The 26,465-nt window shown below is 69.6% G+C and carries 24 protein-coding genes and 1 pseudogene; 12 read left to right on the forward strand and 13 right to left on the reverse strand.

What is annotated here, in order from left to right; translation table 11 throughout:
* Positions 1-13: 13 nt before the first annotated feature.
* From ACIBG7_RS42535 to ACIBG7_RS42550, 4 genes are all read right to left on the reverse strand, one after another.
* Complete coding sequence (locus ACIBG7_RS42535) at positions 14-841, reverse strand: AfsR/SARP family transcriptional regulator (protein ID WP_357936010.1); 828 nt, start codon at positions 839-841, stop codon at positions 14-16.
* A 34-nt stretch (positions 842-875) separates the two neighbouring features.
* Positions 876-2,318, reverse strand: a complete 1,443-nt coding sequence (locus tag ACIBG7_RS42540; RefSeq protein ID WP_357936012.1) for an MFS transporter — start codon at positions 2,316-2,318, stop codon at positions 876-878.
* A 169-nt stretch (positions 2,319-2,487) separates the two neighbouring features.
* The gene (locus ACIBG7_RS42545) at positions 2,488-3,225 is read right to left on the reverse strand and encodes a thioesterase II family protein (RefSeq protein WP_397339975.1); all 738 of its coding nucleotides are present in this window, start codon (positions 3,223-3,225) and stop codon (positions 2,488-2,490) included.
* 31 nt (positions 3,226-3,256) lie between these two features.
* The gene (locus ACIBG7_RS42550) at positions 3,257-3,985 is read right to left on the reverse strand and encodes a TetR/AcrR family transcriptional regulator (protein ID WP_397339976.1); all 729 of its coding nucleotides are present in this window, start codon (positions 3,983-3,985) and stop codon (positions 3,257-3,259) included.
* 130 nt (positions 3,986-4,115) lie between these two features.
* Here ACIBG7_RS42550 and ACIBG7_RS42555 point away from each other — a divergent pair, with 130 nt between their 5' ends.
* Entirely contained in the window at positions 4,116-4,898 is a 783-nt protein-coding gene (locus tag ACIBG7_RS42555) for a siderophore-interacting protein (protein ID WP_357936020.1), read from the forward strand.
* 9 nt (positions 4,899-4,907) lie between these two features.
* On the opposite strand, the gene ACIBG7_RS42560 is transcribed toward ACIBG7_RS42555, so the two are convergent.
* From ACIBG7_RS42560 to ACIBG7_RS42570, 3 genes are all read right to left on the reverse strand, one after another.
* The gene (locus tag ACIBG7_RS42560) at positions 4,908-7,052 is read right to left on the reverse strand and encodes a BTAD domain-containing putative transcriptional regulator (protein WP_397339977.1); all 2,145 of its coding nucleotides are present in this window, start codon (positions 7,050-7,052) and stop codon (positions 4,908-4,910) included.
* Positions 7,053-7,429: 377 nt separating this feature from the next.
* The gene (locus ACIBG7_RS42565) at positions 7,430-8,248 is read right to left on the reverse strand and encodes an NAD(P)H-binding protein (protein ID WP_357936025.1); all 819 of its coding nucleotides are present in this window, start codon (positions 8,246-8,248) and stop codon (positions 7,430-7,432) included.
* Positions 8,249-8,259: 11 nt separating this feature from the next.
* Entirely contained in the window at positions 8,260-9,606 is a 1,347-nt protein-coding gene (locus ACIBG7_RS42570; protein WP_397339978.1) for an FAD-dependent oxidoreductase, read from the reverse strand.
* Between the two features lie 196 nt (positions 9,607-9,802).
* Between ACIBG7_RS42570 and ACIBG7_RS42575 the strand changes: the two genes are divergently transcribed.
* From ACIBG7_RS42575 to ACIBG7_RS42590, 4 genes are all read left to right on the forward strand, one after another.
* On the forward strand, positions 9,803-11,347 hold the full coding sequence (locus tag ACIBG7_RS42575) for an aspartate aminotransferase family protein (protein WP_397339979.1): 1,545 nt from the start codon (positions 9,803-9,805) through the stop codon (positions 11,345-11,347).
* Between the two features lie 12 nt (positions 11,348-11,359).
* Positions 11,360-12,049, forward strand: coding sequence for a class I SAM-dependent methyltransferase (locus ACIBG7_RS42580; protein WP_357936032.1), 690 nt, complete (start codon positions 11,360-11,362; stop codon positions 12,047-12,049).
* A 4-nt stretch (positions 12,050-12,053) separates the two neighbouring features.
* Positions 12,054-12,845 (forward strand): 4'-phosphopantetheinyl transferase family protein, encoded by a 792-nt coding sequence (locus tag ACIBG7_RS42585; protein WP_397339980.1) that lies wholly within the window; start codon positions 12,054-12,056, stop codon positions 12,843-12,845.
* Between the two features lie 246 nt (positions 12,846-13,091).
* The gene (locus tag ACIBG7_RS42590; RefSeq protein WP_397339981.1) at positions 13,092-13,397 is read left to right on the forward strand and encodes a hypothetical protein; all 306 of its coding nucleotides are present in this window, start codon (positions 13,092-13,094) and stop codon (positions 13,395-13,397) included.
* A 73-nt stretch (positions 13,398-13,470) separates the two neighbouring features.
* Here the strand turns inward: ACIBG7_RS42590 and ACIBG7_RS42595 are convergent, their stop codons facing one another.
* Positions 13,471-13,629, reverse strand: coding sequence for a hypothetical protein (locus ACIBG7_RS42595; protein WP_397339982.1), 159 nt, complete (start codon positions 13,627-13,629; stop codon positions 13,471-13,473).
* Between the two features lie 333 nt (positions 13,630-13,962).
* On the opposite strand from ACIBG7_RS42595, the gene ACIBG7_RS42600 reads away from it, so the two are divergent.
* Positions 13,963-14,100 carry a hypothetical protein gene (locus ACIBG7_RS42600; protein ID WP_397339983.1) on the forward strand — a complete coding sequence of 46 codons (138 nt, stop codon included), beginning with the start codon at positions 13,963-13,965 and terminating at the stop codon, positions 14,098-14,100.
* Here ACIBG7_RS42600 and nuoH read toward each other — a convergent pair.
* The 3 genes from nuoH to ACIBG7_RS42615 form a co-directional block, all read right to left on the reverse strand.
* Complete coding sequence (gene nuoH / locus ACIBG7_RS42605; protein WP_397339984.1) at positions 14,088-15,335, reverse strand: NADH-quinone oxidoreductase subunit NuoH; 1,248 nt, start codon at positions 15,333-15,335, stop codon at positions 14,088-14,090. The genes ACIBG7_RS42600 and nuoH overlap by 13 nt on opposite strands.
* 58 nt (positions 15,336-15,393) lie before the next feature.
* On the reverse strand, positions 15,394-16,170 hold the full coding sequence (locus tag ACIBG7_RS42610; protein WP_357936049.1) for a helix-turn-helix transcriptional regulator: 777 nt from the start codon (positions 16,168-16,170) through the stop codon (positions 15,394-15,396).
* 166 nt (positions 16,171-16,336) lie between these two features.
* On the reverse strand, positions 16,337-16,696 hold the full coding sequence (locus ACIBG7_RS42615; protein WP_397339985.1) for a hypothetical protein: 360 nt from the start codon (positions 16,694-16,696) through the stop codon (positions 16,337-16,339).
* 300 nt (positions 16,697-16,996) lie between these two features.
* Between ACIBG7_RS42615 and ACIBG7_RS42620 the strand changes: the two genes are divergently transcribed.
* Entirely contained in the window at positions 16,997-17,287 is a 291-nt protein-coding gene (locus ACIBG7_RS42620; protein WP_397340042.1) for a transposase, read from the forward strand.
* 115 nt (positions 17,288-17,402) lie between these two features.
* Here ACIBG7_RS42620 and ACIBG7_RS42625 read toward each other — a convergent pair.
* Positions 17,403-17,618, reverse strand: a pseudogene (locus ACIBG7_RS42625) (nucleoside monophosphate kinase); the annotation flags it as partial.
* Between the two features lie 19 nt (positions 17,619-17,637).
* The gene (locus tag ACIBG7_RS42630) at positions 17,638-19,155 is read right to left on the reverse strand and encodes a N,N-dimethylformamidase beta subunit family domain-containing protein (protein WP_397339986.1); all 1,518 of its coding nucleotides are present in this window, start codon (positions 19,153-19,155) and stop codon (positions 17,638-17,640) included.
* A 2,772-nt stretch (positions 19,156-21,927) separates the two neighbouring features.
* Here ACIBG7_RS42630 and ACIBG7_RS42635 point away from each other — a divergent pair.
* The 5 genes from ACIBG7_RS42635 to ACIBG7_RS42655 all read left to right on the forward strand — a co-directional run bounded on the left by ACIBG7_RS42635 (position 21,928) and on the right by ACIBG7_RS42655 (position 25,081).
* Positions 21,928-22,155, forward strand: coding sequence for a hypothetical protein (locus ACIBG7_RS42635; protein ID WP_397339987.1), 228 nt, complete (start codon positions 21,928-21,930; stop codon positions 22,153-22,155).
* Between the two features lie 94 nt (positions 22,156-22,249).
* A complete protein-coding gene (locus ACIBG7_RS42640) occupies positions 22,250-22,471 on the forward strand; it encodes a hypothetical protein (RefSeq protein WP_397339988.1) in 222 nt (73 codons plus the stop codon).
* A gap of 88 nt (positions 22,472-22,559) precedes the next feature.
* Positions 22,560-22,781 carry a hypothetical protein gene (locus ACIBG7_RS42645; protein WP_397339989.1) on the forward strand — a complete coding sequence of 74 codons (222 nt, stop codon included), beginning with the start codon at positions 22,560-22,562 and terminating at the stop codon, positions 22,779-22,781.
* A gap of 31 nt (positions 22,782-22,812) precedes the next feature.
* A complete protein-coding gene (locus ACIBG7_RS42650; RefSeq protein WP_397339990.1) occupies positions 22,813-23,877 on the forward strand; it encodes a radical SAM protein in 1,065 nt (354 codons plus the stop codon).
* A gap of 1 nt (position 23,878) precedes the next feature.
* The gene (locus ACIBG7_RS42655; RefSeq protein ID WP_397339991.1) at positions 23,879-25,081 is read left to right on the forward strand and encodes a hypothetical protein; all 1,203 of its coding nucleotides are present in this window, start codon (positions 23,879-23,881) and stop codon (positions 25,079-25,081) included.
* Positions 25,082-26,465 lie beyond the last annotated feature (1,384 nt).

Consider the following 26,465-nt stretch of genomic DNA (forward strand, 5'->3'; position numbering starts at 1 on the left):
GGTCGGACCCGGCTCAGCCGGTGGGGGCCAGCCCGTGCCGGGCGGTGCCGGGGCCGGGCACGTCGATGTCGGAGGCGCCGTCGAGCATCGCCAGGTGCAGCTCGGTGAGCGGAGCCGACGGCTCGATGCCGAGCTCGCGGATGAGCGTGTGCCGCAGCCGCTGGTAGGCCGAGAGCGCCTCGCCGCGCCGGCCGGAGCGGTAGAGCGCGATCATGAACAGCCGGCTGAGGTTCTCGTTGGCCGGGTGCTGGCGGACCAGCACGGTGAGCTCGCTCAGCACCTCCTGGTGGCGGCCCAGGTGCAGGTCGGCCTGGATACGCCGCTCCAGCGCGCACCGCCTGGCCTCCTCCAGCCGCTGGATCTCCAGGTGCAGGATCGGCCCGGGGCTGATGTCGGCCAGCGCCGGTCCCCGCCACAGTTTCAACGCCGCCCGCAGCTTGCGCGAGGCGACCGCGTAGTCGCCCGAGTCCATGGCGCGGTAGCCGGCGAAGGTCTGCCGCGCGAACTCCCGGACGTCGACGGAGCCTCCACCGGTGTCCAGCAAGTACCCACCCGGGCGGGTGACCAGCACGTCCTTGGCCGAGCGGCGAGGAGTCTCGCCCGACTGCAGCAGAGCGGCCCGGACGTGGTTGCGGATGTGCGCGATGTAGGTCTGGAGCGTGGTCTGGAAGCTCTGCGGCGGCGCGTCACCCCACAGTTCCTTCACCAGCGTCCCAACCGGCAGCACGGCGTCCGCGTGGGTGGCGAACATGGCCAGCACCTGGCGGGGCTTGGCGGCCGTGGGCATGAACGACATTCCCGCTTCGCACATGGAGAGCGTGCCGAGCACAGCGATCTTCACTGACGTCCCCGTTTCCCTGGGAGATGTGCACTTCTCACTCTGAACGCAGCGCGACGCCCGCCGCCGGGCGTTCCTGCGCCGCGGGCCCGGCCGGGCCTCCGGCGGGCTTCTTGATGAACAGCGCGGCCAGCGCGCCGAGCAGGACGACCGCCGCGCCCAGCCAGAGCGCGTCGCGCAGCGAGGCCACGAACGCCTCGGCCTGTCCCTCGCCGCGGTGGGCGGCGTACTCGCTGGTGAAGACCATCGTCAGGACGGCCACGCCGAGCGCGCCGCCGAACTCGCGGATGGTGTTGTTGACGCCGGTCGCCTTGCCGTGGTCGCGGTCGGGCACCGAGCCGACCACCACCGCCGGGTTGGCGGCGAAGACCATGCCCATGCCGAAGCCGGCGATGGCGAGCGCGGGGATCATCGAGGTGTAGGAGGCGTCCACCGCGGCGACATAGGCCAGCCACGCCAGGGCGAGCGCCTGCAGGCCGGCGCCGATCGCCTGCAGCAGGCCGCCGCCGACGCGCTTGACCAGCAGGCTGGTCAGCGGGACGGTCACCATCGGGATGGCGGTCCAGGGCAGGGTGCGGATCCCGGCCTCCAGCGGGCTGTAGCCGAGCGGCCCCTGGAGGTACTGCATCAGGAAGAAGACCGCGCCGAAGACGCCGAAGTACATGGTCAGCGAGACGAAGTTGCTGAGCATGAAGGGCCGCACCCGGTACAGGCGGGCCGGGACGAACGGCTCGCTCGCCTTGCGCTCCCACCAGAAGAACAGCACGAAGAACAGCAGCGCGACGGCCGAGGCGGCGAGCATCGCCGGGTCGGTCCAGCCCAGTTCGGCGACGTTGACGATGGTCCAGACGGAGACGACCACCGCTCCGGTGATCAGCAGCGTGCCGGGCAGGTCGATGGTGCGGTCGCCGCCCCTGCTCTCGCGCACGGTCAGCAGCGCGAGCGGGATGGTGAGCAGGCCGACCGGGACGTTGATCCAGAACACCCAGTGCCAGTCGATGCCCTCGGTGACCAGCCCGCCGATCAGCGGCCCTGCGGCGATGCCGAGCCCGTTGATGCCGCCCCAGACGCCGACCGCCAGGTCGCGCTTGGCGGGCGGGACGGCGGCCACGGCGAGGGTGAGCGAGATGGGCAGGACCGCGGCGGCTCCCAGGCCCTGCAGCACGCGGGCGGCGATGAGGAACTCGATGGAGTCGGACATGGCGCAGGCCGCGGAGGCGGCGGTGAACAGCACCACGCCGAGCAGGAAGACCCGGCGGCGGCCGAAGCGGTCGCCGAGGGCGGCGCCGGCCAGCAGCAGGCCGGCGAAGGCCAGCACGTAGGCGTTGACGACCCACTGGAGCTGGGCCTGCGTCGGCTGGAAGGCCTCCACGATCTGGGCGAGCGCGTTGGTCACCACGAGGTGGTCGAGCGCGACCATGAACATGGGCAGCGCCGTGGCCATGATGGCGGGGAAGCCGCCGTATCCGGTTTTCGACATACGCCGGTCGTCCTTTCAGGCGGAGGTGTCTCGCTGCATCCAGGACGGCAGCGGAGGCGCAGGCGGCCAAAGGTGCGGCCATGCGAGCTTCAGGCTCTAACTCTTGCTACACCTTCAAACTAAGATGAGACACCGTCCCTGTCAATGGCTCCCAGGGACCCCGGAGGAATCAGCGCGACGTGAGCAGCCGGACCAGTTCGGCCGGCCAGGCGCCGAGGTAGAAGTGGCCGCCGGGCAGGACCCGAAGGTCGAAGGGCCCGCCGGTGACCGAGCGCCAGGCGCCGGCTTCGGCGAGCGTGGTGACCGGGTCGGCGTCGCCCACGACGGCGGTGACCGGGCAGGCCAGGCGCGGGCCGGGGCGGTGGACGTAGATCTCGATCGCGCGGTAGTCGCCACGCAGCGGCGGGAGCACCATGGCACGGACGTCGGGGTCGGCCAGGAGCCGGGGGTCGGTGCCGTTCAGCGCGGCGGTCTCGGCGACGAGTTCGTCGTCGCTCAGCAGCCGCATCCGGTCGGCGCGCCGGCAGGCGGGCCCGCGCCGCCCCGAGACGATCAGGCGGGCCACGGGGACGCCCGAGGATTCCAGCAGGCGGGCCACCTCGTAGGCGAGCGTGGCGCCCATGCTGTGCCCGAACAGGGTCAGCGGCGGCTCACCGCTTCCCTTGAGCCGGGTGAAGATCTCGGCCGCCAGCTCGTGCAGGTCGTGGCGGCACGGTTCGGTCCTGCGGTCCTGCCGGCCGGGGTACTGCACGGCCAGCACCTCGGCCGCGGGGGCGAGCAGGCCGGCCAGCGGGAAGAAGTAGCTGGCCGAGCCGCCCGCGTGCGGGAAGCAGAGCAGTCGCGGGGCGCCGCCGCCCGCGGGACGGAGGCGGCGGATCCATAAGTCGGCGTCGTCGATCGCGGGCATGCGGAAGCTCCCTTCGGCCCGCCGTACGTGCTTACTCCGCGGCGGGGACCGGCTCGTAGTGGAGGTCGAGCAGTTCGCACAGGTCGCGCAGGCACTCCTCGAAGAAGGCCTCCAGGTCGGCGTAGAACTCGAGCTGGTTGAGCACCTCCATGCACAGCAGCCCGTACAGCCGGATCCAGCAGGACAGGAAGATGTAGGCCGCCTCCGGCGGGAGCTGGCCCTGCATCGCGGTGGAGTAGTCGCGCAGTTGCCCGCGCAGCGAGCCGGACAGCTCGCTCAGGTCGGGGGTCGGGAACGGCCGCGTGCGCCACACCTCGACGATCTGGTCGAAGAACACCCGCTCGAAGGCCTGCTTGGCCTGGTAGCGGACCGAGTCGGCGGACAGGGCCTTGGCCCCGGCCGGCGGGCTGGTGAACATCCACTCGAACTCGGCGCGGTGCGCGATCGCCCACCCGCGCATCGCGCGGCAGGTGGTGAGCAGGCGGCCGGCGAGGTCCTCGGCGGGCCTGCTGTCGCGGGCGGCCTCCATGACGCCGGTCAGCTCGGCGAAGAAGTCGGCGGTCACCGCCTCGACGAGGTCCTCGTGGCTCGGGTAGTAGCGGTAGAGCGCGGGGCCGCTCATGCCCATCTCGCGCGCCACGGCGTTGACCGTGACGCCGGAGGAGCCGCCGGAGACCAGCAGTCTGCGAGCAATCGTGCGGATTTCCTGCAACGTGCCCTGGCGGACCCGGTCGCGGCGAGTGCTCGCGTGAACGGCCATCACTGGCAAACCCCCTTCAGCCTTCATTGACACGATAGACAATGTATGGTTAATTATCATCACTAGCAAGTGTTAGAGCCACAAGCAAATGTGAGAGATTCTTTCGCGACCGGCTCGGAGGACGCTGACGATGAACGACCGGACCGCACCACGCCAGGGCTCCTCGCGCAGCCCGTTCGCCAACGTGTTCGCCAAGTTCTATGCCGCCGGCACCGTGACCGAGGTCGCGATGGCCACGCCCACCATGCGATGGATCCGCATCGTCGCCGACGAGCCCATCGTGCCTCCCTACTCGCCCGGCCAGCACGTGCGCATCCAGATCAACGACCCGTTGTCGCTGTACGGCCTGTTGCGCCCGGTCGAAACGCTGCGAGCGTATTCGATCTGGGACTTCTCCGCCGCTGACCGCGCGCTGGAGCTGTGCGCCCATCTGTACGACCCCGCGGGCGAGGGCATCGGGCTCACCTGGGCACGCGAGACCAAGCCCGGCGACCCGGTGACCTTCTGGGGCCCGCAGGGCGATTTCGTGCTCCAGCCTGCCGCGCCGTACCACCTGTTCGTCGGCGAGGAGACCGCGACCTGCGCCTTCGGGCCCATGATCAGGGCGCTCGGCCCGGACGCGACGGTCTACGGGGTGCTGGAGAGCGAGAGCCCGGCCGACGACCTGCCGCTGCCGGGCCCCCACTCGCTGCACCGCGTGCACCGGCGCGGCGCCTCGCCGGTCTCGTCGCAGACGTTGCTGCGCGGGGTGAGCGAGCTCGACCTGCCCGCCCACCCCGGGATCGCCTACCTGGCCGGCGAGGCCAGGACCATCCAGCTCATCCGCACGCACCTGGTCCGCGAGCGCGGCTGGCCCCGCACGTCGATCAAGATGAAGCCGTTCTGGACGCCGGGCAAGCGCGGCCTGCACTGAACGGCCCGGTCACGGGTACGGCAGGCCGCGCAGCAGCGTGCCGCGCAGCCAGCTCGGCGAGTCGGCCGCCTCGTCGCGCGGGGTGAGGTCGTGCGTGGTGAAGCGGAGGAACTCCTCTCGCTGCGCGGTCGCCGTCTGCGGCGGCGGGTCCATCGTGATGGTGGTGAAGCGCCGTTTGCCGCCGCCCCAGCCCGGCCGCCGGGTGAGCAGGTCCGGCCGGGCGGTGAGGATGACCAGCAGCGCGGCCGGTTTCATCCGGTCGGCCAGGTCGTGCACGAAGTCGAGCACCGCGTCGTCGGCGTGGTGCACGTCCTCGACGATCACCACCAGCGGGCTCTTCCTGGCGATCTCGCCGATGCACTGCAGGATCGCGGCGACGGTGTCGCCGATGCCCGGCGCGGCGCGGGGGCCGCTCTGCCCGGCCAGCGGGGTCAGCAGCGACATCAGGCGGCTGCGCGGGTCGCCCCGGTGGGCGAGCTGCCCGAAGGCCTTGACCACCGCGCCGCCCGCCGCCCTGGCCAGGTCGCCCAGCACGATGCCGCCGACCGATTCCAGCAGGGTCATCATGTTGTCCTTGCCGAACAGCGGCGCGTGCCCGACCAGGAACTGCGTCTTCTCCGGCTGGCCCATCACCCGCCGCTCGAACTCGACGATCAGCCGGCTCTTGCCGATCCCGGGCTCGCCGAGCAGGGTCACCACGTGCGGCGTCCCGCGGTGCCTGACCTGCTCCAGCAGGCCGTGCAGCACGCTCAGCTCCAGCTCGTGCGAGCTGAGCGGCACCACCGGGGCGACCGGCTCCGGGTCGACGTTCTTGACCCGCCAGCAGCGCGGGGACTCCCCCGCCGCGCAGTAGCCGAAGGCGGCGGCGGTCGCCCGGCGGGTGTCGTCGCAGACCCAGATCTCCCCGGCCGGGACCGCCGCCAGCAGCGTCTGGCAGGCGTCGAGCACCGGGCCGTCCGCGGAGAGCAGGCCGCCGGGACCGTGCCCGGCCGGCTCGCCCGTGCTGACCGCCGCCCGGACCGTCACCCGTGCGGCGGGGTGACGAGCCGGGTCGAAGTGGTCCCGGATCTCGACCGCGGCCCGGACCGCGTGCCCGGCGACCGCTTCCTGGTCGCCGCTCGCGTAGCCGGATCCGTCGTGACCTTGGTGGGCGCCGGTGGTGCCGAACAGGGCGAGCGTCACCTGGCCCATGGTGACGACCGTCGTCCCGCCGTGCGCGGCGACGATGTCCTTGATCTTCTCGATGCCGCGCGGACCGTCCGCCTCGGCCGTCTCGGGCTGGGCCCGGACCAGCAGCACGCTCACCAGCCGCCGGCCGGGTTCCTGTCGCGCGGGCTCCTGTCGCGCGGGCTCCGGACGGGCGCGCTCCGGACGGGCCTGGGCGGGGACGACCGGGGTGGGCAGGACCATCGGCTCCGGCGGCTCGCCCGGCTCGGGCAGGTCGAGCACCGCGTCCTGGGCCAGGATCGCCTGCTGCAGGATCTGCAGCTCCCGGCCCGGTTCGAGGCCCAGGTCGGCGACCAGCGCGGCCCGCACCCGGCCGTAGACGTTCAGCGCGTCGGCCTGCCGTCCGCACCGGTAGAGGGCGAGCATGAGCTGCCCGCACAGCCGCTCGCGTAAGGGCTCGGCCTGGACCATCGCCTCCAGCAGGCCCAGCACCGACTGATGACGCCCGCAGGCGAGCTCGGCCTCGAAATAGTCTTCCGTGGCGTCCAGCCGGGCGTTCTGCGCCGAGGTGATCTCCGGCCAGTCGACGCCGGCCTCCACCAGGTCGGCCAGGGCCGACCCCTGCCACAAGGTGAGCGCCTCCCGCAGCCGGGTGGCCGCCGCGTCCGGTGACCCGGTGGCCAGCTCGGCCCGGCCTTCGGCCACCCACCGGCTGAAGCGGTACAGGTCGACGTCGTCGGTGTCCACGCTGAGCATGTAGCCCGGTGGCTGCGTCACCAGGGACACGCCGGGCACCGCGTTGAGCGTGCCCCGCAGGCTCCACACCGCGTTCTGCAAGATCTTGCGAGCCGTGGTCGGCGGGTCGATCGGCCACAGCGCTTCCATCAGATGACTGGTCGGGACCACCCGGTTGGCGTGGAACAGCAGGAAACCCAGGGTCGCGCGCTGTTTGATACCTCCCAGGACGATCCGCCGATCACCGTCCATGGCCTCCAGTGGACCCAGCATTCGAAATCGCATCGCTCTCCCCTAAGACGAAAGGCCACGAGCCCGGTCCCCCGAGTGGATGTCGGCTGTTCGGGACCGGGCACCGTGGTCGGCCCCGTTCTTTCGTCGACGTCAGCGAGGCTGTCGCCTCACCGGTCGCGCGCGCGTTGCTGTGCTTTGCCCTATATTTCCGCATCGCGCTGACGTGGGGCTGACCCAGGGCTGACCCGGCCCTGACTTCGCCTGCCGTACGGCATGCCGAGGGTGGAACGGGCAGCGGGGAGAAGGCGGGGACGAGGAGAGGGCGGGGACGGAGCGGGCGGGCAGGCCGACGGTCCGGCCGTCGGCGGACGGCCGGACCGGGGGGCGCCCGGGTCTCAGACCTGCCAGGCGGGCGCCGCCTCGTCGGCGAACGCGGTGAAGTCCCGCGCTTCGCGGCCCAGGATGCGGCGGACGTCGCCGGTCACGGTGGCGTTCCGGCCGTCCAGCAACTGGGCGAAGATGCCCGCGAGCAGGTCGGCGACGTCTCTCGGCTCGCCGTGCTCGACCAGCAGGTCGGCGTACTGCTCCGGCGTCACCGGCTGGTAGGCGACCTCCCGCCCGGCGACCTTGGAGATCTCCGCGGTGACCTCGGCGAAGGTCATCAGACGCGGGCCGCTGAGCTCGTAGACCTGGCCGACGTGGGCGTCGCCGGTCAGCGCCGCGACCGCGCAGTCGGCCACGTCGGCGGCGTCGACGAACGGCTCGGCGACCTGTCCGCCGGGGAAGGCGACGGTGCCGCCGAGCACCGGCTCCAGGAGCATGCCCTCGCTGAAGTTCTGGTAGAACCAGTCGGCGCGCAGGATGGTCCATTCGAGGCCGGAGTCCTGGACGATCTGCTCGCTGGTGCGGGCCTCCTCCTCCCCGCGCCCGGACAGCAGCACCAGCCGGCGCACGCCCTGGCCGGCCGCGATCGCGCTCAGCCCGGCGATCGACTCGGCGGCCCAGGGGAAGGCCAGGTCGGGGTAGAAGGCGATGTAGGCCGAGCGCACGCCCTCCAGCGCGGGCGCCCAGGTGGCCGGCTCGGTCCAGTCGAAGACCGGCGCGGCCGAGCGCGAGCCGTTGCGCACCGGGACGCCCAGCGCCTGGAGCCTGGACAGCACCCGGCTGCCGGTCTTGCCCGTGCCGCCGATCACCAGCGTCGTGTTGTCAGTCATCAGTCCTCTTCTCAGGCGGTGGGGACGTTGCTTGCCGAGTGCTCCTCCACGCGGGCGACCGCGTCGAGCAGCCCCTGGTCGAACAGGGCGGCGGGCGGGTCGACCAGGCCGAAGACGCGCAGGCACGCGACGGCGATGTCGCCGTCGCGCATCCCGGCCGCCTGCAGCCGCCCGACGTGCTCGTGGATGAAGCGCACGTCGTCGCCGCGCTCGCCCTCGACGCCGGGGAAGACGAGGTCGGTGGTGAGCACGATGTCCCAGACGTCGTTGAGCACCGACACGGCCAGGTCGGTGAAGAAGGTCAGCGGCTCGGGCCGCTCGCGCCCGGCCAGGTGCGCCCGCAGGGTCAGCGCCTCCAGGGCGGCCACCGTCATGCCCTGGCCGTAGCGGGGGTTGAAGCTGCACACCGCGTCGCCGAGCACGAGGAAGCGGTCGGGGAAGGCGGTCAGGCGCTCGTAGCGGCGGCGCAGGTTGGCCGGGAAGCGGTAGCGCACGACGTCGGAGACGGGCTGGGAGACCGCCACGATCTCGGCGATGTCGGGGGTGGCCAGCGACTTGACGAAGGCGTGGAAGCCCTCCGGGTCCACCGGCGGGTGGTCGCCCAGGATGCCGTAGGTGGTGACGATGGTCAGCCCGCCGTCGACGAGTTGCGTGCTGCCGCCGCGCGGGACCTCGGCGGAGGCCAGCGTGTTGATCGACACGTCGTCCTCGAACGCGCCGGGCGGGGTGCGGTAGTAGCGGGTGGCGTAGCCGACGTCGATCCTGTGCTTGTCCTCGGCGACCCGGCCGTAGCCGAGTTCCTCCAGCCAGACCGGGGTGCGGGAGCCGCGGCCGGTGGCGTCCACGACCAGGTCGGCGGTGAGGGTGCGTTCCTGGCCGCCGCGCGCGACGACCACGCCGGTGACCGTACCGCGGTCGGGTGTGGTGGTCAGGCGTTGTACGGCGAGGCCGTCCGCCACGGTGACCCCCGGCAGGGCCTCGACGCGGGCGCGCAGGTGCCGCTCGCGGAAGCCGCGGGTGCAGGCCATGATCGACAGCCCGGAGCGGGTGCGGGCCAGGCGCCGGCCTTCCAGGATCCAGCGCGCGTTGGCCGACATGTCGCCCAGGTGCGCCCCGGCCGCGACCATCTCGGCCGTCATGCCGGGGAAGAGCTCCTCGGCGATGAGCTGCCCGCGCGCCAGCAGCTCGTGCCCCTGGTCACGCTGGGGCACCCCGCGCCGCGCCGCGTGGCCCGCGCTCAGCTCGTCCCGCTCCACGACGGTGACCCGGCCGTAGAACTCGGCGAGGACGCGCGCGGCGAACAGCCCGGCGAAACCCGCGCCCAGCACGACGGCGTGTCCCTCTGCGTAGTCCGCCATCTTCGCGCACTCCCTGATCGATCTGATCGGTCCCGTGGTGAGTCCCGACGATAAATCGGGTGCCGAATCAGGGGGCAACCGGCGGTTAATCACGGTGATTACCGGCCGGTGACCAGGGCGGGGATACGCTCCGAGCGACCCCAGGAAATCAGCCTATTTCCCATATATCCAGCGCATTTTTCCGCGAGGAGGCGGCATGAATTCCCCGGGCGACCAGATCGATCTCGCCGAACCGCACATGCGCGAGAACCTGGCCATGGCCGGGCTCGACGTCGACTACGTCCGAGCCACCGGGAACACGCTCTACTACCTCGGCGAGGACGGCGAGCAGATCCCGGTCACCGACTTCGCCGGCGGCTACGGCGCCCTGCTGCTCGGCCACAACCACAGGCGGATCACCGAGCACGCCATCGCGCTGCTCACCGCGGACACGCCCGTGCTCGCCCAGTTCTCGCGGCACACCGCCGCCATCCGCACCGCCGCCAAGCTGAACGAGATCGTCCAGCGCGAGCTCGGCACCGGCGAGCGGTTCTACGCCGTCTTCGCCAGCACCGGCGCCGAGGCGATCGAGGCCGCGCTCAAGCACGCCGAGCTCGACCGCGCGGCGAGGGTCGCGGCGCTGAGCAGCGGGATCGCCGCCTCGGTCGAGGCCGCGCGCGCCGCGGTCGCCGGCGGCTCGGCGGCGCTCTCCCCCGACGTCGAGCACTTCGACGACCTGGCCCGGCACGTGGCCGAGCACAACGCGCGGGTGAGCGCCCGGCCGCCGAAGTACCTCGCCCTGACCGGCTCCTTCCACGGCAAGCTGGTCGCCAGCGTGCAGCTCACGCACAACGAGGAGGTCCGCTCGGCCTTCGCGCCGCTGGCCGCGCAGGCGGTCTTCGTGCCGTTCAACGAGCCGGGCGCGCTGGCGAAGCTGGTCGAGCAGTCCCGCGAGACGCTGCTCGACCTGGTCGTCCAGGACGGCCGGGTCGAGATCGTGGAACGCGAGTACCCGGTCTTCGGCGCCTTCCTGCTGGAGCCGATCCAGGGCGAGGGCGGCATCCACGAGGTGAGCGCCGAGTTCGCCGCCGAGATCCGCCAGGTCTGCGACGCGATCGGCTGCCCGCTCGTGGTGGACGAGATCCAGAGCGGCATGGGACGCACCGGCTCCTTCCTGGCCTCGGCCGACCTCGGCCTGCACGGCGACTACTACACCCTGGCCAAGAGCCTGGGCGGCGGCCTGGCCAAGGTCTCCGTGCTCCTGGTGCGCGAGTCGCGCTACCGCCAGGAGTTCGAGCTGGTGCACAGCTCCACCTTCGCCAAGGACGGCTTCTCCTCGGCCATCGCGCTGAAGGTCCTGGAACTGCTCGAAGCCGACGACGGCCGGATCTACCGCCAGGCGCGCGAGCGCGGCGAGCGGCTCAAGAGCATGCTCACCGGCCTCGGCGCCGAGTTCCCCACCGTGGTCAAGCAGGTGCGGGGCCGGGGGCTGATGCTGGGACTCGAACTGCACGACCAGTCCGACTCCGAGGCGGCGCTGCTTCGCGACTTCGCCCGCGCGCACATCCTCGGCTACGTCCTGTCCGGCTTCCTGCTGCGCCGCCACCGGCTGCGCACCTTCCCCACCGCCAGCGCGGTCAACACGCTGCGCTTCGCCCCGTCGGCCGAGGTGAGCGACGCCGAGATCGCCCAGCTCGAAACCGGCCTGCGCGAGTTGTGCACGATCCTGCGCGACCAGGACGAGCAGGCCCTGTTCAGCTGAGAGGCGTCGATCATGGCCGTGGCCAGGAGCACTCCCCCGCCCGACGAGGTGGACCCGCGCATCGCCCAGGCCCAGCGGGCCTACCACCGGTTCAGCCTGGCGATCTACGACCGGCTCGTGCTCGGGCTCGGCTGCTCGCTGTTCTGGCGTTGCCCGGCGAGCGAGATGGCCGACCTGTACGACACGTCCGTGGGGCGGCGGCACCTCGACATCGGGCCAGGCACCGGCTACTTCGTCGACCGCTGCCGCTTCCCCGGGCCGCCCGAGCTCACGCTGCTCGACCTCAGCCAGCCGTGCCTGCACGCCTCGGCCCGGCGGCTGGCCCGCTACCGCCCCGACACCTGCCGGGCCGATCTGACCCGCCCGCTGCCGCTGCCCCGGCACTGGTTCGACTCGGCGGCGATGAACCTGGTGTTCCACACCATCCCCGGCGGCTGGGACGGCAAGGGTCCCATCCTCGGCCACGTCGCCGCGACGCTCCGGCCCGGCGGGGTGCTGTTCGGCTCGACGGTGCTGGACGCCGGGGTGGCGATGCCCCGGCGCACTCGCTGGTTCCTGCGCGAGCAGCAGCGCGGCCACTTCCACAACCAGGGCGACGACCCGGCGGGGCTGGACCGGCAGCTCGCCAGGTACTTCGCCGAGCACCGGCTGTGGATCCGCGGCAACGTGGCGCTCTTCCGTGCCGTCACCGCGCCCGGCTGACTCCATGCTGTCACCCCACCCGGCCGACTCCGTGCTCCCGCCGCGCCAGGCGGGCTCCGTGCTCCCGCCGTGTCCGGCCGACTCCGTGCTCCCGCCGCGCACGGTCGAGGTTTGGCGGGCACCCGCCGGCCCGGCCGGTGGGCTCTCATTGCTCGGCGCCGACGAGCTGGCCCGTCAAGGGCGGTTCCGGCGGGCAGAGGATCGCAACCGGTTCGCCCGGTCGTGGACTTTGGTGCGGCTGGTGCTCGGCGAGCTGCTCGGCCGCGACCCGGCCGCGCTCGCCTTCGACCGGACCTGCCGCCTTTGCGGAGGGCCGCACGGCAAACCTCGGCTGACCGGGCCGGACGGGCCGCGGCTGGACTTCTCCCTCAGCCACTCCGGCGGTGAGGTCATCGCCGCCTTCTGCGCCGGCGCCGAGGTCGGAGTGGACATCGAGCAGGTCGGCCGCCGGCTGGACGTCCGGACCGTGGCACCGACGGTCCTGTCCGAGACCGAGCTTTCGGAGCTGACGCGGCTGGGGTGGGGGGCAGGCGACTTCCTCACCTGGTGGACCCGCAAGGAAGCAGTGTTGAAGGCGACTGGCCACGGCCTGGCCGTGGAGCTCGCGGCCGTGGAGGTGAGCGGGCCGTACGAGGAGCCTCGGGTGCGGGGGCTGCCGCCCGAACTGGGTGATCCGGCCGACTACACCCTGCGCGCCCTCGACGTCGGACCGACCGCTCGCGCTGCCCTCGCCGTCCGCGGTCCTCTCAGCACGGTGACCGTCCACGACGGGTCGGCGCTGCTCATCCCCGGGTGAGCGCACGTTCGTCGAGGGCGCGCAGGCGGTGAGGTGCGCATCGACGACACCACCCTGTACCAAGGCGGACGGCAAGGCACTGGGACAGAAGTGCCCAAGCTGTGGCGGACTAGAGCAGCCGGCACGACTCCCGGAGATACCAGATCGAGTTGCCCCACCCTGGAGGGAAAGCGCCGGGAAGTGGGTCGCCACCGAGCTGTTGGCGCAGGTGCGAGACCTGGTGGCGCTGGCCGCCCATCCGCCGAGGTGCTGGTCCGCAACCAGATTGCGGACCTGATCAAGCGAAATGTGGCCGAGACCGCTGCGCTGCCCGCCGTCGAGGTGGTGTACCACCGCCTCCGGACGCGGCAGTACCTGACCCAACATGTGACGATCGCGCAGCGGCTGGAGGAGTTCCGCACGCGCAAGATCGAGGAGTCCACCCAGCGCTCCCTCAAGGGCCACATCCGGGCAACGCTGCGGCATGCGCTGAACATGGCCATCCGCCAGGACCGGCTGATCGACTTCAACCCGGCGGGCCGTGCTGGAGATGCCGGCCAACTCCACCAGTGAGGCCTCCGATCCCCGCACGTGGCTCGCCTCGATGAGCCTGAACGAGTGGCGCGAGAGGTTCGCCACCTCGGCGTCAGAGACGCTCGATCTCCTGGACCGCGCGCGCATCCGCAGCCGAAGCCTGCTCCGGATGCTGCTGGAGACCTCGCACGCCGAGATCGAGGTCGACCTGGCGCCCCATGGACAGATCGACGACGTCACGCGCCTGGAGATGCTGACACTGCCAGATCATCCGGCCCCTGCTCCCCTAGCGACCGTGCAATCCGCCGATCACGCAGACATGGCTATGGTCCTCGACAACGGGTTTGGAACTGGCCCTGACACTCGACGGTGCCACCCTTCAGATCTCAGCACTCGTCGAAGGCCGCTGATTCGGGGCCGGGCCATCCCCTCAGATCAGGCGTCCGTGTGTTCGCCCTCGTGGGAGAGGGCGAAGGTCTTCACCGGGCTCACCTGGCTTCCTGGGACCAGCAGGTGGGCGCGCAGCTGCAGCAGGCCCTCGATGCGGCCATCGACGGCTGCGACCGCGCGCAGCGGGCCGGTGCAGTGCCCAGGGTCCCAGCCGGTGACGATTTTCGGCGGCCTCAGCGAGGTCGTTGCCGAGCACGTAGCCGGCGGCCACCTCCTGGTGCCACCCGCGGCCCGGCTCGCCGAACGGCGGGCCACCCTGGTCAGCGCCCGGGTGACGCATCAGCGGCCGTGATAGTGCGGTAGATCGAGCGGTGGCACCGGGAAGCCGCCTGCGGTCGGCTCTTCGCCGAGCTCCTTGAACTCAGCGTCCACCTGTGCCTTCCTGGCTTCCCTTCGCCGCTGGCCGACGGTGTCGAACCGCATCCAGATGGCCAGCACGCCAACGGCGATGACGACCCCGAGCGCGATGGAGACGGTTCCCGGGCTCTGCGTGATCGTGCGGACGGCGGCGACGAGGAGGATCCAGCCCAGGCTGACCGGGATGAGGATCTTCCAGCCCAAGGACATGAGCTGGTCGTAGCGCACGCGGGGCAGCGAGGCGCGGACCCAGATGATGAAGCAGAACGTCAGCACGAACTTGATGAAGAACCAGAGCATCGGCCACCAGCCCTCGTTCGCGCCCGCCCACAGCGAGATCGGGAACGGCGCCCGCCAGCCCCCCATGAACAGGGTGACCGCGATGCCGGAGGCAGTGAACGTGTGCAGGTACTCGCCCATCATGATCAGAGCGAACTTCAGCGACGAGGAGTACTCCGTCTGGAACCCGCCGACCAGCTCACCCTCACCCTCGGGCAGGTCGAACGGAATCCGCGCCGCCTCGCCGAACATGCAGACCACATACACCAGGAACGACGGCAGCAGCATGATGCCGTACCACAGCGACGTCTGCGCGTTCACGATCTCCGAGGTCGACAGCGTCCCGGCGAAGAGGAAGACGGCCACGAACGACAGGCCCATCGCGATCTCGTAGGAGACCACCTGCGCCACCGAACGCAAACCACCGAGCAGTGCGTACGGCGAGCGCGACGACCACCCGGCCAGCACCAGCCCGTACACCGAGATGGCCCCCATCGCCAGCGTGAACAACACCGCCACCGGCAGATCGACCAGTTGCAACGGAGTCTGGTGCCCGAACATCCACACCTTCGGCCCGAACGGCACGATCGAGAACGCCACGAACGCCGGAACCACCATGATGACCGGAGCCAGCAGGTACAGCATCTTGTCCACGGTGTTGGGGAAGAGATCCTCCTTCAACCCCATCTTGATCGCGTCCGCCACCGACTGCAGGATCCCGAAGGGTCCCGCCCGGTTGGGTCCGATGCGGTTCTGCATCCTGGCGATGAGCTTGCGCTCGAACCAGACGCCGAACACGACCCCCAGCGACAGGAAGAGAAACAGGAACACCGCCTTGACGATGGTGATCCCCAGCGGATCCCTGCCGAAGTCGGCGAGCGTGACTCCCATGACGTGCTGCCCCTTCCCGCTCCCGGGCACGGCGTTCGGCCGGGAGCGGAAGGTCACGCTATTCGGCGAGCCGCCCGGTGTCTTGAACGAATGCGAACAGCTGTGCGGGCGTCAGCCCCGACATCGCCCTGATCTCCCGGCTGAGATGCGGCTGGTCGGCGAAACCGCAGCTCAGGGCCGCGTCCAGGGTGGCTGACGGGCGGCGCCAACTGTCCACGGTCCGCTGGAAGCGGGCGATCCGGGCGACGGTCTTGGGTGACAAACCCACCACTCTGCGGAATCCGAGCTCGACGTACCGCCTGCTGACACCGAGCTCGGCGGCGAGGCCCGCGATCGTGCGCGGACAGTCCGGGGCCTGCAGCCGCCACCAGGCGCGCATGATCAGGTGGTCGCGTCCCGGGCCGGGGCACAGCCACGCCGTCAAGCGCTCCCACAGCAGGGCGAAGCGCTCATCCCAGCTCGCTGACTCGCCCAGCCGCCCCGCCAGCTCCTCCGCCCGGACGCCCAGGAGGTCAGCGAGCGCCACGGTCGCCCCGGCCACCTCCCGGACCGGCGCGCCCGTCAACGCGGACATCCCGGCGGGAGTGAGCCCGACCGCCATTCCGTGACGCCACGGCGTGCGAACCGCGAACGCCGCGGTGGCGCGCGGGCCAGTGACGATCGGGCTCATCCCCGTGAAGTCGACGATCAAGGTGGCCGCGTTGAGCGGCAGCATCCGCGCGTCTTCCGCCATCCACGTCCGGAACCCCGCCGCCCCCAGCGCGTACGGGCGCAGGTGCGGCGGCGACCGCCGCACGATCATCTCGTACGGCTCAGCCTGCCCCAGCGCGGGCACCGAGTGGATCATGCCGCGGCCGGCAGGAACATGGCGCGTGCCTGACCAACCATAGATAGCGCGTCAAACACGTTCTGAATCCTCCATGTGCCTAACATGCCTGACACTCCAACAGCACCGAGGCAACCCGCTCAGGGTCGGCCGGGACCTTCTCGCGTTTCCCCTGCTACTTGCCGCGCAGGTAGGCGTGCACGTCTCCGGCTTCCTTGATCGAGTCCTTGATCGGGTCCTTGCTGGAGCCGGCGTTGGGCAGGCCGTCGAGCGCAGCGAGTCGCCGCGCGACGGCGTCGGCGCTGCGTCCGTCGTCGGTGAGCCACTGTTCGAGCTGCTTGGCCAGGAGGAGGGCGTCGTGCGTCGGCGCGTTCGGCCGCATCGCTCGCGCCTTGCTGTAGGCGAGGCTGCGCGGTTCGTGCGAGGCGAGGGTGGTCCCGCCGTACGGCAGGCCGGCGGCCATGGTGACCTCGGGGGCCTCGACGGCGACTCGCCATGATTCACCTGGCCGGGACTTGTTCCACGCCCATCCCAAGCTGAAACCGGACCGCCATCGCCAGTAAATCCGGCAAGCCATGGGGTCCACTGCAGGCCCATACTCGGCGGACTCGTCAATGAGTACCAGATGGCCAGCTGACGCTACCAAGAATCGGCAGGTCAGACATCGAATCTTATTTTTGAGCCCCACAGCACTTGCTCATCATACGTCTCTGCTCTCCCCTAGCATGCCTGGTGTCAACGAAGATCATTCATGTATGGCGTGACGACTGGCTCGCGTGCGGCCAAGGTGTCCGAATGCCCCGCAGCGCTACGCCTCGGACCTGACCGACGCCCCATGGGTCCTCATCGAGCCCCTGCTTCCGAACCCAACAGCGGCGGGCGGCCGGAGAAACACTCGCGCCGGGAGATCGTCAACGCCATCCTGTACGTAGTCCGGTCCGGCTGCCCGTGGCGGTACCGGCCCCACCGATCTTCTCCCCTGGCAGACCGTGTACGGGCACTTCCAGCAGCGGGAGCAGGTCGGTGTGACCGAGGCCTTGCCGCGCTACCTGCGTATCAGACCCGAGCCGGCGGCGGCCATCATCGACTCCCAAAGCATCCAGGACTCTGGCACCGTCGGGCGTGACAGCCCCGGTTACGCGAGCCGGCAGGGCCGCGACGGCGCCAAGACCTCGCTGCTGTCGGCGTATCTGACGGCGGTCGCGCGGGAAGCCGTCGATGATGAAGCCGTAGTTCCAGTCATGCTGCTCCAGCCGGTCACGGACGACCTTCTCCACGTGGCCGTCACCGATCAGCTCGCCGGCAGCCATGGTACGGCAGGCCAGCGCGCCCAGTGCGTGTGGTCCTGCAGGTGCCAGCGGAAGATGGTCGCCGACGTTGAAGGGGACGAGGCCGGGAGCGCGCTCTGGGCTCCCTCTCCGCCGCCCCTGAACACCGATGACGAAGTGCTTCCGCATGCTCGATGAAAGCGTCCGGTCACCTGCGCTTCGCGCGGCGCGCCATTCGCTCCATGAGGTTGGCGGTGGCCTTCCTGATCCGCGCGTCGGTCAGCAACGCCGGGGTCCAGCCAAGGGTGCCCGCGTTGAACACCCAGGCTCCGCTGGGCGCCCGATACAGGCTCGTGCGCTGGACGGTGCCGCCTTGCGTCGTGGCGACCGGTGACTCCGACAGGAACCAGCCGCGCGCCGCCGGGCGCGGCATGCGGGGAGCCAGGCCGTCGGCCTCGCCGACGACGAGGCCCTTGAGCGCGTCGCCGTCGCGCACACCCGTGCCCTTCCAGAACCAGTGCCGCGACTCGCGGACGATCAACGGCGCCTGGCCGGTGACGATGCCCAGATACTGGGTGCCCAGCAGACGCTGCTCGGCATGCTCGCCCTTGCCGCCCAGCACCCGCCAGGTGCTGGTGCCGAGCCCTCCCCCGGGATCGGGATCGGTCTTGAAGCACGTGAGATCGGGGCGGTCGCCGCCGCCCAGCCGTACCCGCCAGTAGACGTTGTTGGCGGCCATGAACGCCACGCTGACTCCGGACGTGATCGCGCGTTCCACGGCGTGCCGCATGGGGCTCGACCAGTACTCGTCGTGCCCGCTGAAGACGAGCGCCCGGTGACGGGCCGGCCGTACCCGGCCCGCGTGCAGATCGAGGCTGGTGGCGTACGACAGGTCGAGGCCCATGGACTCGGCCCACCGGATGAAGGCCAGATCCAGGTGGAATCCCGACGGCAGCCCGTGCCAGGCGTACGGCCGCTCGAAGGAGACGGTCCTGGCCCTGGCCGGGTAGTGCAGGACGTACTTCTTTCCCGGGATCGGCTTGCCCTGGTACACCACGCCGTCCGGAGCCGGGCGGTCGAGCGCTGCGGTGTCGGTGGCCCGCACGTAGCCGTAGTAGAGGCTGGCCCCGAGCACGCCGTTGGCCGGGAACAGGTTGTACGCCTGGTAGGTGGTGAAGGGCAGCACGACCAGGTACGCGCTTCTGGCCCGGTCGTCGCGCACCACGAAGGGCGTGTGCCCGCGGCGCCCGTGCGCGTCCACGAAGGACGCGACGTAGAGCCCGGAGGTCCACGACCGGGGGACGGTGAACCGCCAGGACGGTTTCCACCCACATCGGATGACATTGTGCGGGCCTTTGCGCGGAATCGGCTGTGCACTCCCCTGCAGCACGGGACTGCGCATCATGAACCGCGCGCCGGCCCCCGCGTAATGGCCGATCCGGTACACCTCGACCCGGAACGGCAGCGCCCGGGAACCGGTCGAGACGTGGAAGGCGATGGACTCGCCCACATCGACGCTGGGAGAGGAGGGATACCCCTGGATGTCCCGGAGATCGTCGAAGGAGCGAAGGCCGTCGTCCCAACCGGGACTTCCGGGCCGCCGGTTCTCCCGCCGGACCGGCGACGGCTTGTTCGGGCCGGGAGCAAGGGGCGGAAAGGCCAGGCCGCCGATCGCCGCGAGCCCGCCGTGCAGCGCGGTTCGGCGGCTGAGACCGTGTATCTCCACTTCCTCATGATCACAGGGAAGTAGGGATTCAGCCGGTCATCGGGGTCGTGGCGGCGGCAAAGCTCGCCTCAAGACTCCACAAGGGCACAGCCGGGTCGCCTCACGTCGTGGTAACGGCTCGGGCCTCGGTCTTCTAGTCGGACCGTCGCGCCCCGGCTGGTGATCGCCAGTACACGCACGACCTGACGCCCTCGTGGCCGTCCGCCCGTTCCGCGGACTTCGCACGCCCGCCAGCTCGTCGAACGTGCTCAGGAGTCAATGCCTTCCCCGCGACGTCGAGTCGTCCTGCGACCGTGGTGGTGGCTTCCAGGTGCAGGTCGAGGCCGTCGTGGAGCCACATTGCGGGGAAGGAGCAAGTCGCCGCACCCCCAGCCAGAGTCGCCCAGGGCGGTGGCGAGCAGCCCCCGTCCCCCGAACCTGATCGTCACGTTCCCCGTACCGGGTAAGCCGGGGTCGCGCAGATGCAGCCAGCGCTCCTGACCAGCCGCCACGGTGAGCGGAAACGTCCCGCTGGTGAGCACGGCGTCCTCGCAGGAGGTACGGAGTTCGCCCGCGGACTGCGCGGCTACCTCCCATCATCGAGGAACTGACCGCGCAGCAGGTCGACGTCCCTGACCTGCTCCTTCAGGCGCGGTACACATCGATGACCAGCTCGTCGCCGCGGCGGAGGTCGCCGAGCCAGAGCACAGGGGTCAGCGGAGTGAGGGCCCCCAGGGCGGTTCCGTTGCGCGTGACGTCCAGCCTGGCCTGGCAGCCGGTGACCCGAAGTGCGGCGGCCCCGGGTGGTCAACGGCGCGCCGGTAGCTGACGGCCTGAGAGAAGCGGGCCGACATCCAGCCGCCGAGTCCGCCACACGGCGGCGGGGCCGAACCGATGGCGGGTGCGCGTCCGAGCCGATCAGCCATCCTCCGGACAGGGCGGTGGTGTCAGTGACGACCAGGACGCCGGCGATGCCGCGCAGCGAGCCGAGCCGGAGCGAGGCCAGGTGGCCGGCGTCGAAGTTGGAGTGACCCCAGACGCGGGCCGTGATGGCTAGCTCCGCATTCCGGACGCCCCGGTGACGAGACCCAGAGATCACCGCCGCCGTTCGCGACCCAGCCGAGCGGGTTCGACCCGACCCGGACATCGATCACGTCAGCCGCCGAACGCAGCACCAGGCCGCGCACGCCGCGCAGGTCCGCCGTGCTGCGATAGCGTGTACCGCTTGATAACTCGTCACATGGTGCTTGATCTGCGGCTTCGGCCTCCAGAGGCTCTACGGGCAAGATCGCAGCTCGTATCGGTTCGTCTGCTGTATCTGACCTTGATCCGTGTGTTCGGCTGGCTGGTGGTGCTGGGCCGTGGCCAGGCCTCCAAGGATGTCGAGATCATGGTGCTCCGACACGAGGTTGCCGTGCTGAAGCGGCAGGTCGTCCAGCCGAGGGCGGACTGGGCCGATCGGACGCTCCTTGGCGGCCCTGGCTCGCTTCTTGCCGACAGTGCTGCGAGCTCATCGGCTGGTCACCCTCTTGGCTTGGCATCGACGTTTGGCCAAACGCTCCTGGACCCACCCACACCGTGCCGGGTGTCCTGGAACAAGCAAAGAGATCCGGGACCTGATTCTCCGCCTGGCGCGGGGGTACCCCAGATGGGGGTATCGGCGGGTCCACGGTGATTTGGTTCGGCTCGGCGTGCAGGTCAGCGAGGCGCCCGTACGACGGATTCTGCGTACACGCCGACAACCGCCGGCGCCACGAAACCTCTTGGCGGACGTTTCTAAGGCTGAAGGCGAAAGGGCTGCTCGCCCGCGACTTCTTCCACGTCGACACGGTCTTCTTGAAACGCCTGTATGCGCTGTTCGTGATGGAGGTAGGAACACGACGCGCGCACATCCTGGTGCCACCGCCCAGCCGACCTGCGCCTGGACCCCCCAGCAGGCCCGCAACCTGCTCATGGACCTCGGGCTCAGAGCCACCTCGTTCCGGTGCCTCATTCGTGACCGGGACGCCAAGTTCACCGCTGCCTTCGGCGAGATCTTCACCAGCCAGGACGTCACAATGATGAAGACGCCGCCGCGGACGCCTCGGGCCAGCTGTTACGCCGAGCGGGGTGCGCAGCACCGTACGAGCCGAAGGCACTGACCGGATGCTGATCTACGACGAACGCCACCTGCCATCAATCCTGGAGGAGTACGCCGAGCACTAGAACGCCCATCGACCGCACCACTCCCGCGAACAACCCCTATCCGATCAAGACGAGCACGTTGTTGTCCCGCTGGAAGGCCGGATTCAGCGCCACAGGACGCTCAGCGGAGCGATCAACAAGTACCACCGAGCAGCCTGACCAACTCGAAGAAACACCAGCTCAAGCCACCTGTACGGCTTTCGAAGCGGTACAGGATCCGGCGATCGCCTGGATCGACCACCAGCTCGCGCCCCGGGCTCACCCGGAACCTGCACATCACCATCTCGCTCGACCGCGCGCCCCTGCACTGACAGCGCGTCGGCACGGCTCGGCTCGGCTCGAACGCGCCCACGCCGTCATGACCCGGCCACACAGCCCCTCTCGGTGACCCAGTCATTGTTTTCTGGGTGGCAAATCTTGGAGATGCCGCCTGTTATCCATTGCCCGAACCCGAGAAGGAACAGCAGTGGAAAAAGCCAGATTATGAAGTCCCGGGGAGCGGGACGCCGGAGGTCAAGGCTCGCCGAGGCCGGGCGGTCAGCGCGTATGGACAGTGCGCAAGAACGAGGTTCCGCACTGTTTCCGGCCTGCGGACCTGGAGGGAAACTGATGATGGCGAAACAAAGTCTTTCCGAGATTCTGGCCGGTCTGAGCGCCGAGGACATCAGCGTGGACGAGGAAGGCCGGGTCACGATCGGTGACCCGGAAACCGCCAGAAGCCTGCGGGACGCGGTCGGCTCGTCCCAGGTGACGGCAGCGGCCCCGAATCAGACCAGTTGCAGTTCGAACGACTCCAACTGTAGTCCCAACCTCTCGCAATGCGGCGGCCTGGCATAACCCCTTCATTCATTCGCCGAGCGCATCCGCGCGGCAGCGGCGCGAACGAGAACACCTGAACTTCGTCTCACCCACGGACTTGGAGGAAGCCGAAATGGCGAAAAAGAGTCTTTCCGAGGCCCTGGCCGATCTGAGCGCCGATGACATCAGCGTGGACGCCGAAGGCCGCGTCACGATCGGCGACCCGGAAACCGCCAGAAAACTACGTGACGCCATCGGCCCGGCCGCCGCCACGGCGGATGCCACGAATGCGAGCGCCTGCAGTTCGAACGGCTCCGGGTGCCGGCCCAACATCTCGCGTTGCAACCCGGCCTGAACCATAGACCCCCGTGCCGAGCACGCCAGCTGGCACGTACGGGGGACGCGCGAGAGCAATTCTGCGCTCCACCTGGAGGAAGCCGATAATGGCGAAGCAAGGTCTTTCCGAGGCTCTGGCCGGTCTGAGCGCCGATGACATCAGCGTGGACGCCGATGGCCGCGTCACGATCGGCGACCCGGAAACCGCCAGAAAACTACGTGACGCCATCGGCGCGGCCGTGGTCACAGCGGACGGCACGAATGCGAGTCGCTGCACCTCCAACGCGTCGAGCTGCAATCCCAACGTCTCACGCTGCAACCCGGCCTGAATCTTCGGCCACTCTAAGAGGACGGACACCAGTGGACGCACAGGACGCGACCGCATCCGGATATTCGGACAATCTCATCGCAGAGCTCGGGGCCTCGGTCCGCAATGACGCTCTTCATCTGATCCTGCTGCCCACCGAGAAGTGCAACTTCCGGTGCACCTACTGTTACGAGGACTTCTCCATCGGCCGCATGAGCGCTTCGACGATCCAGGGGGTCAACCGCCTGATCGACCGGCGTCTGGACGGGCTGCGGTTCCTCAATATCTCGTGGTTCGGCGGGGAGCCTCTGCTGGCCCGTTCGGTGGTCGAAGAAATATCCGCCCACATTCACGATGCGCTGGCGGGACGGCCCGACGTGGAGTACATGGGCGACATGACCACGAACGGTTATCTACTCGACGCGCCGGCCGTGGCCCGGCTGAGTTCCCTGGGCATCCGCCGCTACCAGATCTCGCTCGACGGGCCGCAGCCCATTCACGATCAAACTCGCGTGCAGGCCGGTGGCGCGGGTTCGTTTCACCAGGTGTGGGGCAACCTGCTGGCGATCCGGGACGGCCGGGAACCGGTCGATGTCCTGCTGCGGGTTCACCTCACTCCGGACAACCTGCCCCTGATGCCGGGATTTTTGGCGGAGATTCGAGACACGTTCCTGACGGATGCGCGATTTTCGGTGATACTCAAGCCGGTGGAGCGGCTCGGAGGAACCAACGACGACGCCATGGACATCATCGAGGAGGAGGCCAGGGAGAAGATATTGGCCGAACTGCGGCCGGTGGTTCTCACCGGTGGTGACGCCCGTCGCCTGCAACCTGTTCCAGACGTTTGTTACGCCTCTCGGCCCAATTCTCTGATGATCCGCGCCAATGGCCTCGTCGGGAAATGCACGGTGGCGCTGACCGACCCGGCCAACGCCATCGGGAAACTACTCCCGGACGGCACCCTGGAGATCGACAACGTTCTTCTGCGCCCCTGGTTGCGCGGGTGGGAGTCCCAGGACTGGGCGGCTCTGAGCTGCCCGGCCAATGGGATTCCCCGCGACCGGACCACGCTCCTGCAGCTGAGTCCCACCCGACTCGGACTCGCCGCGAGGACGTGACATGAGCGCCGTCGCCGCCAGGCCGGGCCAATCACTCGCCGGAGATTTCCTGATAGACCACGACCGCCCACCACGGCGTGCCCTGGACAGGTGGGCGACCGAGCTGTCCGGCGAGTTGGCCGCTCCCGGTGCCGCGTCACCACTCTCCACCGAAGGAAGGGGAGCGAAGGCCGCCCGCATGAACCTGGCTGCCCTCGTCGTCGCGTACGCGGGTGACCTGGAGACCGCCGAACGTCTGTGCCGGCTCCAACTCGAATGGCTGGCGCGGCTCGCGTCCGAATCCGGCGATGCCTCTCTTCTCGGCGACGCCCTACAGCCATGGATCAATTTGGGGCGATTGCGCGTTCTGCGGGGTGATGTGGACGGCGCTCGGCCCCACTTCCTCCTTGCCGAGCACCTGCGCGATCTCCGCCCCGTACGACTGGGACCGTGCAACCTTCCCGCCGACGCCTGGCCGCTCGTCGTGGCGGCCGACCCCTCCATTCCTGAGGTGCTGTGGAATGTATACGCGATCGACCAGCTGAAGGCGTACCTGCGAGCCGGAGATCCGGGGGGTGCACCGGGCTTCGTCTCGCGTCTGCGCCGCCTCGCCCCGCCGGATGTCCACCGGTTCATCGACGAAGGCGAGATCCTCGCTCTCTTGCGCGGCGGGTACGCCGAGAGGGCCCTGGAGAAGACGGCCGATGCCGATCCTGCGACGACGGCCGACGAGATGGCGTTTCTGCTCCATCGGGTGGCCGCCCTAGTGGCCCTGGGACAGGACGGGCCCGCGAGGCAGCTCGCCGTGGGGCTCACAGCGATCGTGACGCGGGAGGAACCGCTGTACGCGACGCCTCCCACGTTCCTCCGGCAGCTCAAACGGCTCGCGCTGCTCTTGGAGGCGCTGGACGCGGAAGGCTATGCCCTCGCTGTTCACGCGCGAGGGCTGGACGTGTGCGACAGCTACGAGGACGAGCCCTTGCACCTGGAGTTCATCGAGGGTGCGCTGCGCCTGGCACCCGGTCATCGCGCCTCGGCCGGCTGGCGCTCGGCACGCGCCCGGCTGCTCGGGCGGTCCCTGTACTTCGAGGTACGCCGGAGGTACGGCCTGGCCGCGAACCCCGGCCACGTCTCCATAAGAGAACTGGTCGCCGCCGTCGAATCCGCAGTGCAGGGCCGTCCGGCTCCTGCCACAGGACGGCACGACGCGGGAGGACCAGCCTGAGACGTCCGGCTCTGCACGTGCACGTCCCCAGCGGAGAGGGCGAATAGCGAGGAACACGCCCCCTTGAGGCGGTACGCACCGTCGTGCGCGATGAGTCGCGCGAGCAACACTGACGCCACTCAGTAGGTCGCGCGGACACCACGTCAGGTGGCGAGTTGCGCAAGCAGCAAGACCAGCCGGTGAGCCTCAGCGAAGTCGGGTGCGGAAAACGCGACCCTACGGCTGCCTTCAACGTGTGTGAAACACCAGGCACGAGTGTCACCAAATCAACCGTGACCGGCCGGTGGAGATCTACCTCGACATCAAGCGGCCCAGCAAAGGTCACAGACGAAACCAGTGCCCGCCGGCAACGCCCACCCGATCAAGACGAGGTGACCGTCATGCCGATGGAAGGTCGGAGTCAGCGCCGAAAGGTGCTCAGCGGGGCGTTGAAAGAGTACTACTGAGCCGCCTAGCTCACTTGGAGAAACACCAGCTCAGAACGAGTGCACGAGTTTCGACGCGGTGCACGCGGCACCCCCATCACCACTCTAAATAGCCGGGCGACCGCACACCCCTGGCCGCGGGCCGGCGCGCCATACGGCAGGGCCGCTCGCCGCCGTACTCGTGGCACTCCTCCTGAAACAGCGGGTCGGCCGGAGACGGTCCTCGGCAGTTAGCTGGTTCGCCGTGACAGCGTCGCCGCAACGCTCTCCGCGAAGCGGATATACAGGGTGCCATCCACTTGGGCCTCTACGGTCAGCGTGGTTGCGGTCGGACAGTCGCCATCTCCGGGTGGAATCTCTCTTACGACGATCTCGTTGGGCGTGGCCCGCACAACCGCGAGATCGAAGGAGCACTTCCTAGGCGAGAGCGTCAACGTGCCCCACAAGCGACCCACCCCCACGGCTCTCTTGTAGATGCGTACTTCGATCAAGGAATCCAGCAGTGCGGACACCTCCAGCGGAAGGGGGTCAGCGCCGAGCGAGGGGCTCAACTCAACCTCACCTGTCCAGGTACCGATGAAGTGATGGGGAAGCTGAGTCGTCGCGGCAACGACCTGCGATGGGGCCGCGGTGGGTCTGCTGGGGTGCTCAACGTTGGCTGGGCCTTGGCGCACCTCGCCTTTGGCCCGCTCTCGCTCATCACCGCAGAACGAGACCAAGCCGATGAGAACGCTTGCAACCGCGCAGATGACCCCTGTCGCCTTCGCCCAGGGCCTCTCCCAAAACGGCGGAGTTCCGCTGCCGGAGTCCGAAGGCACCTAGTTGTGATACCCCGGATGAAGGTCGTTTAATTCCGTGAGCATGGGAGCCATGGCCAGGTACTCGAGCGGGCCAGCTGCTCAAGACCGCGGGCAGGATGCCGTTGGGGTCGAGCACACCGGGCAACTGCCGTAGCGGCC

It is taken from the genome of Nonomuraea sp. NPDC050328, from assembly GCF_044459405.1.
GTDB lineage: Bacteria > Actinomycetota > Actinomycetes > Streptosporangiales > Streptosporangiaceae > Nonomuraea.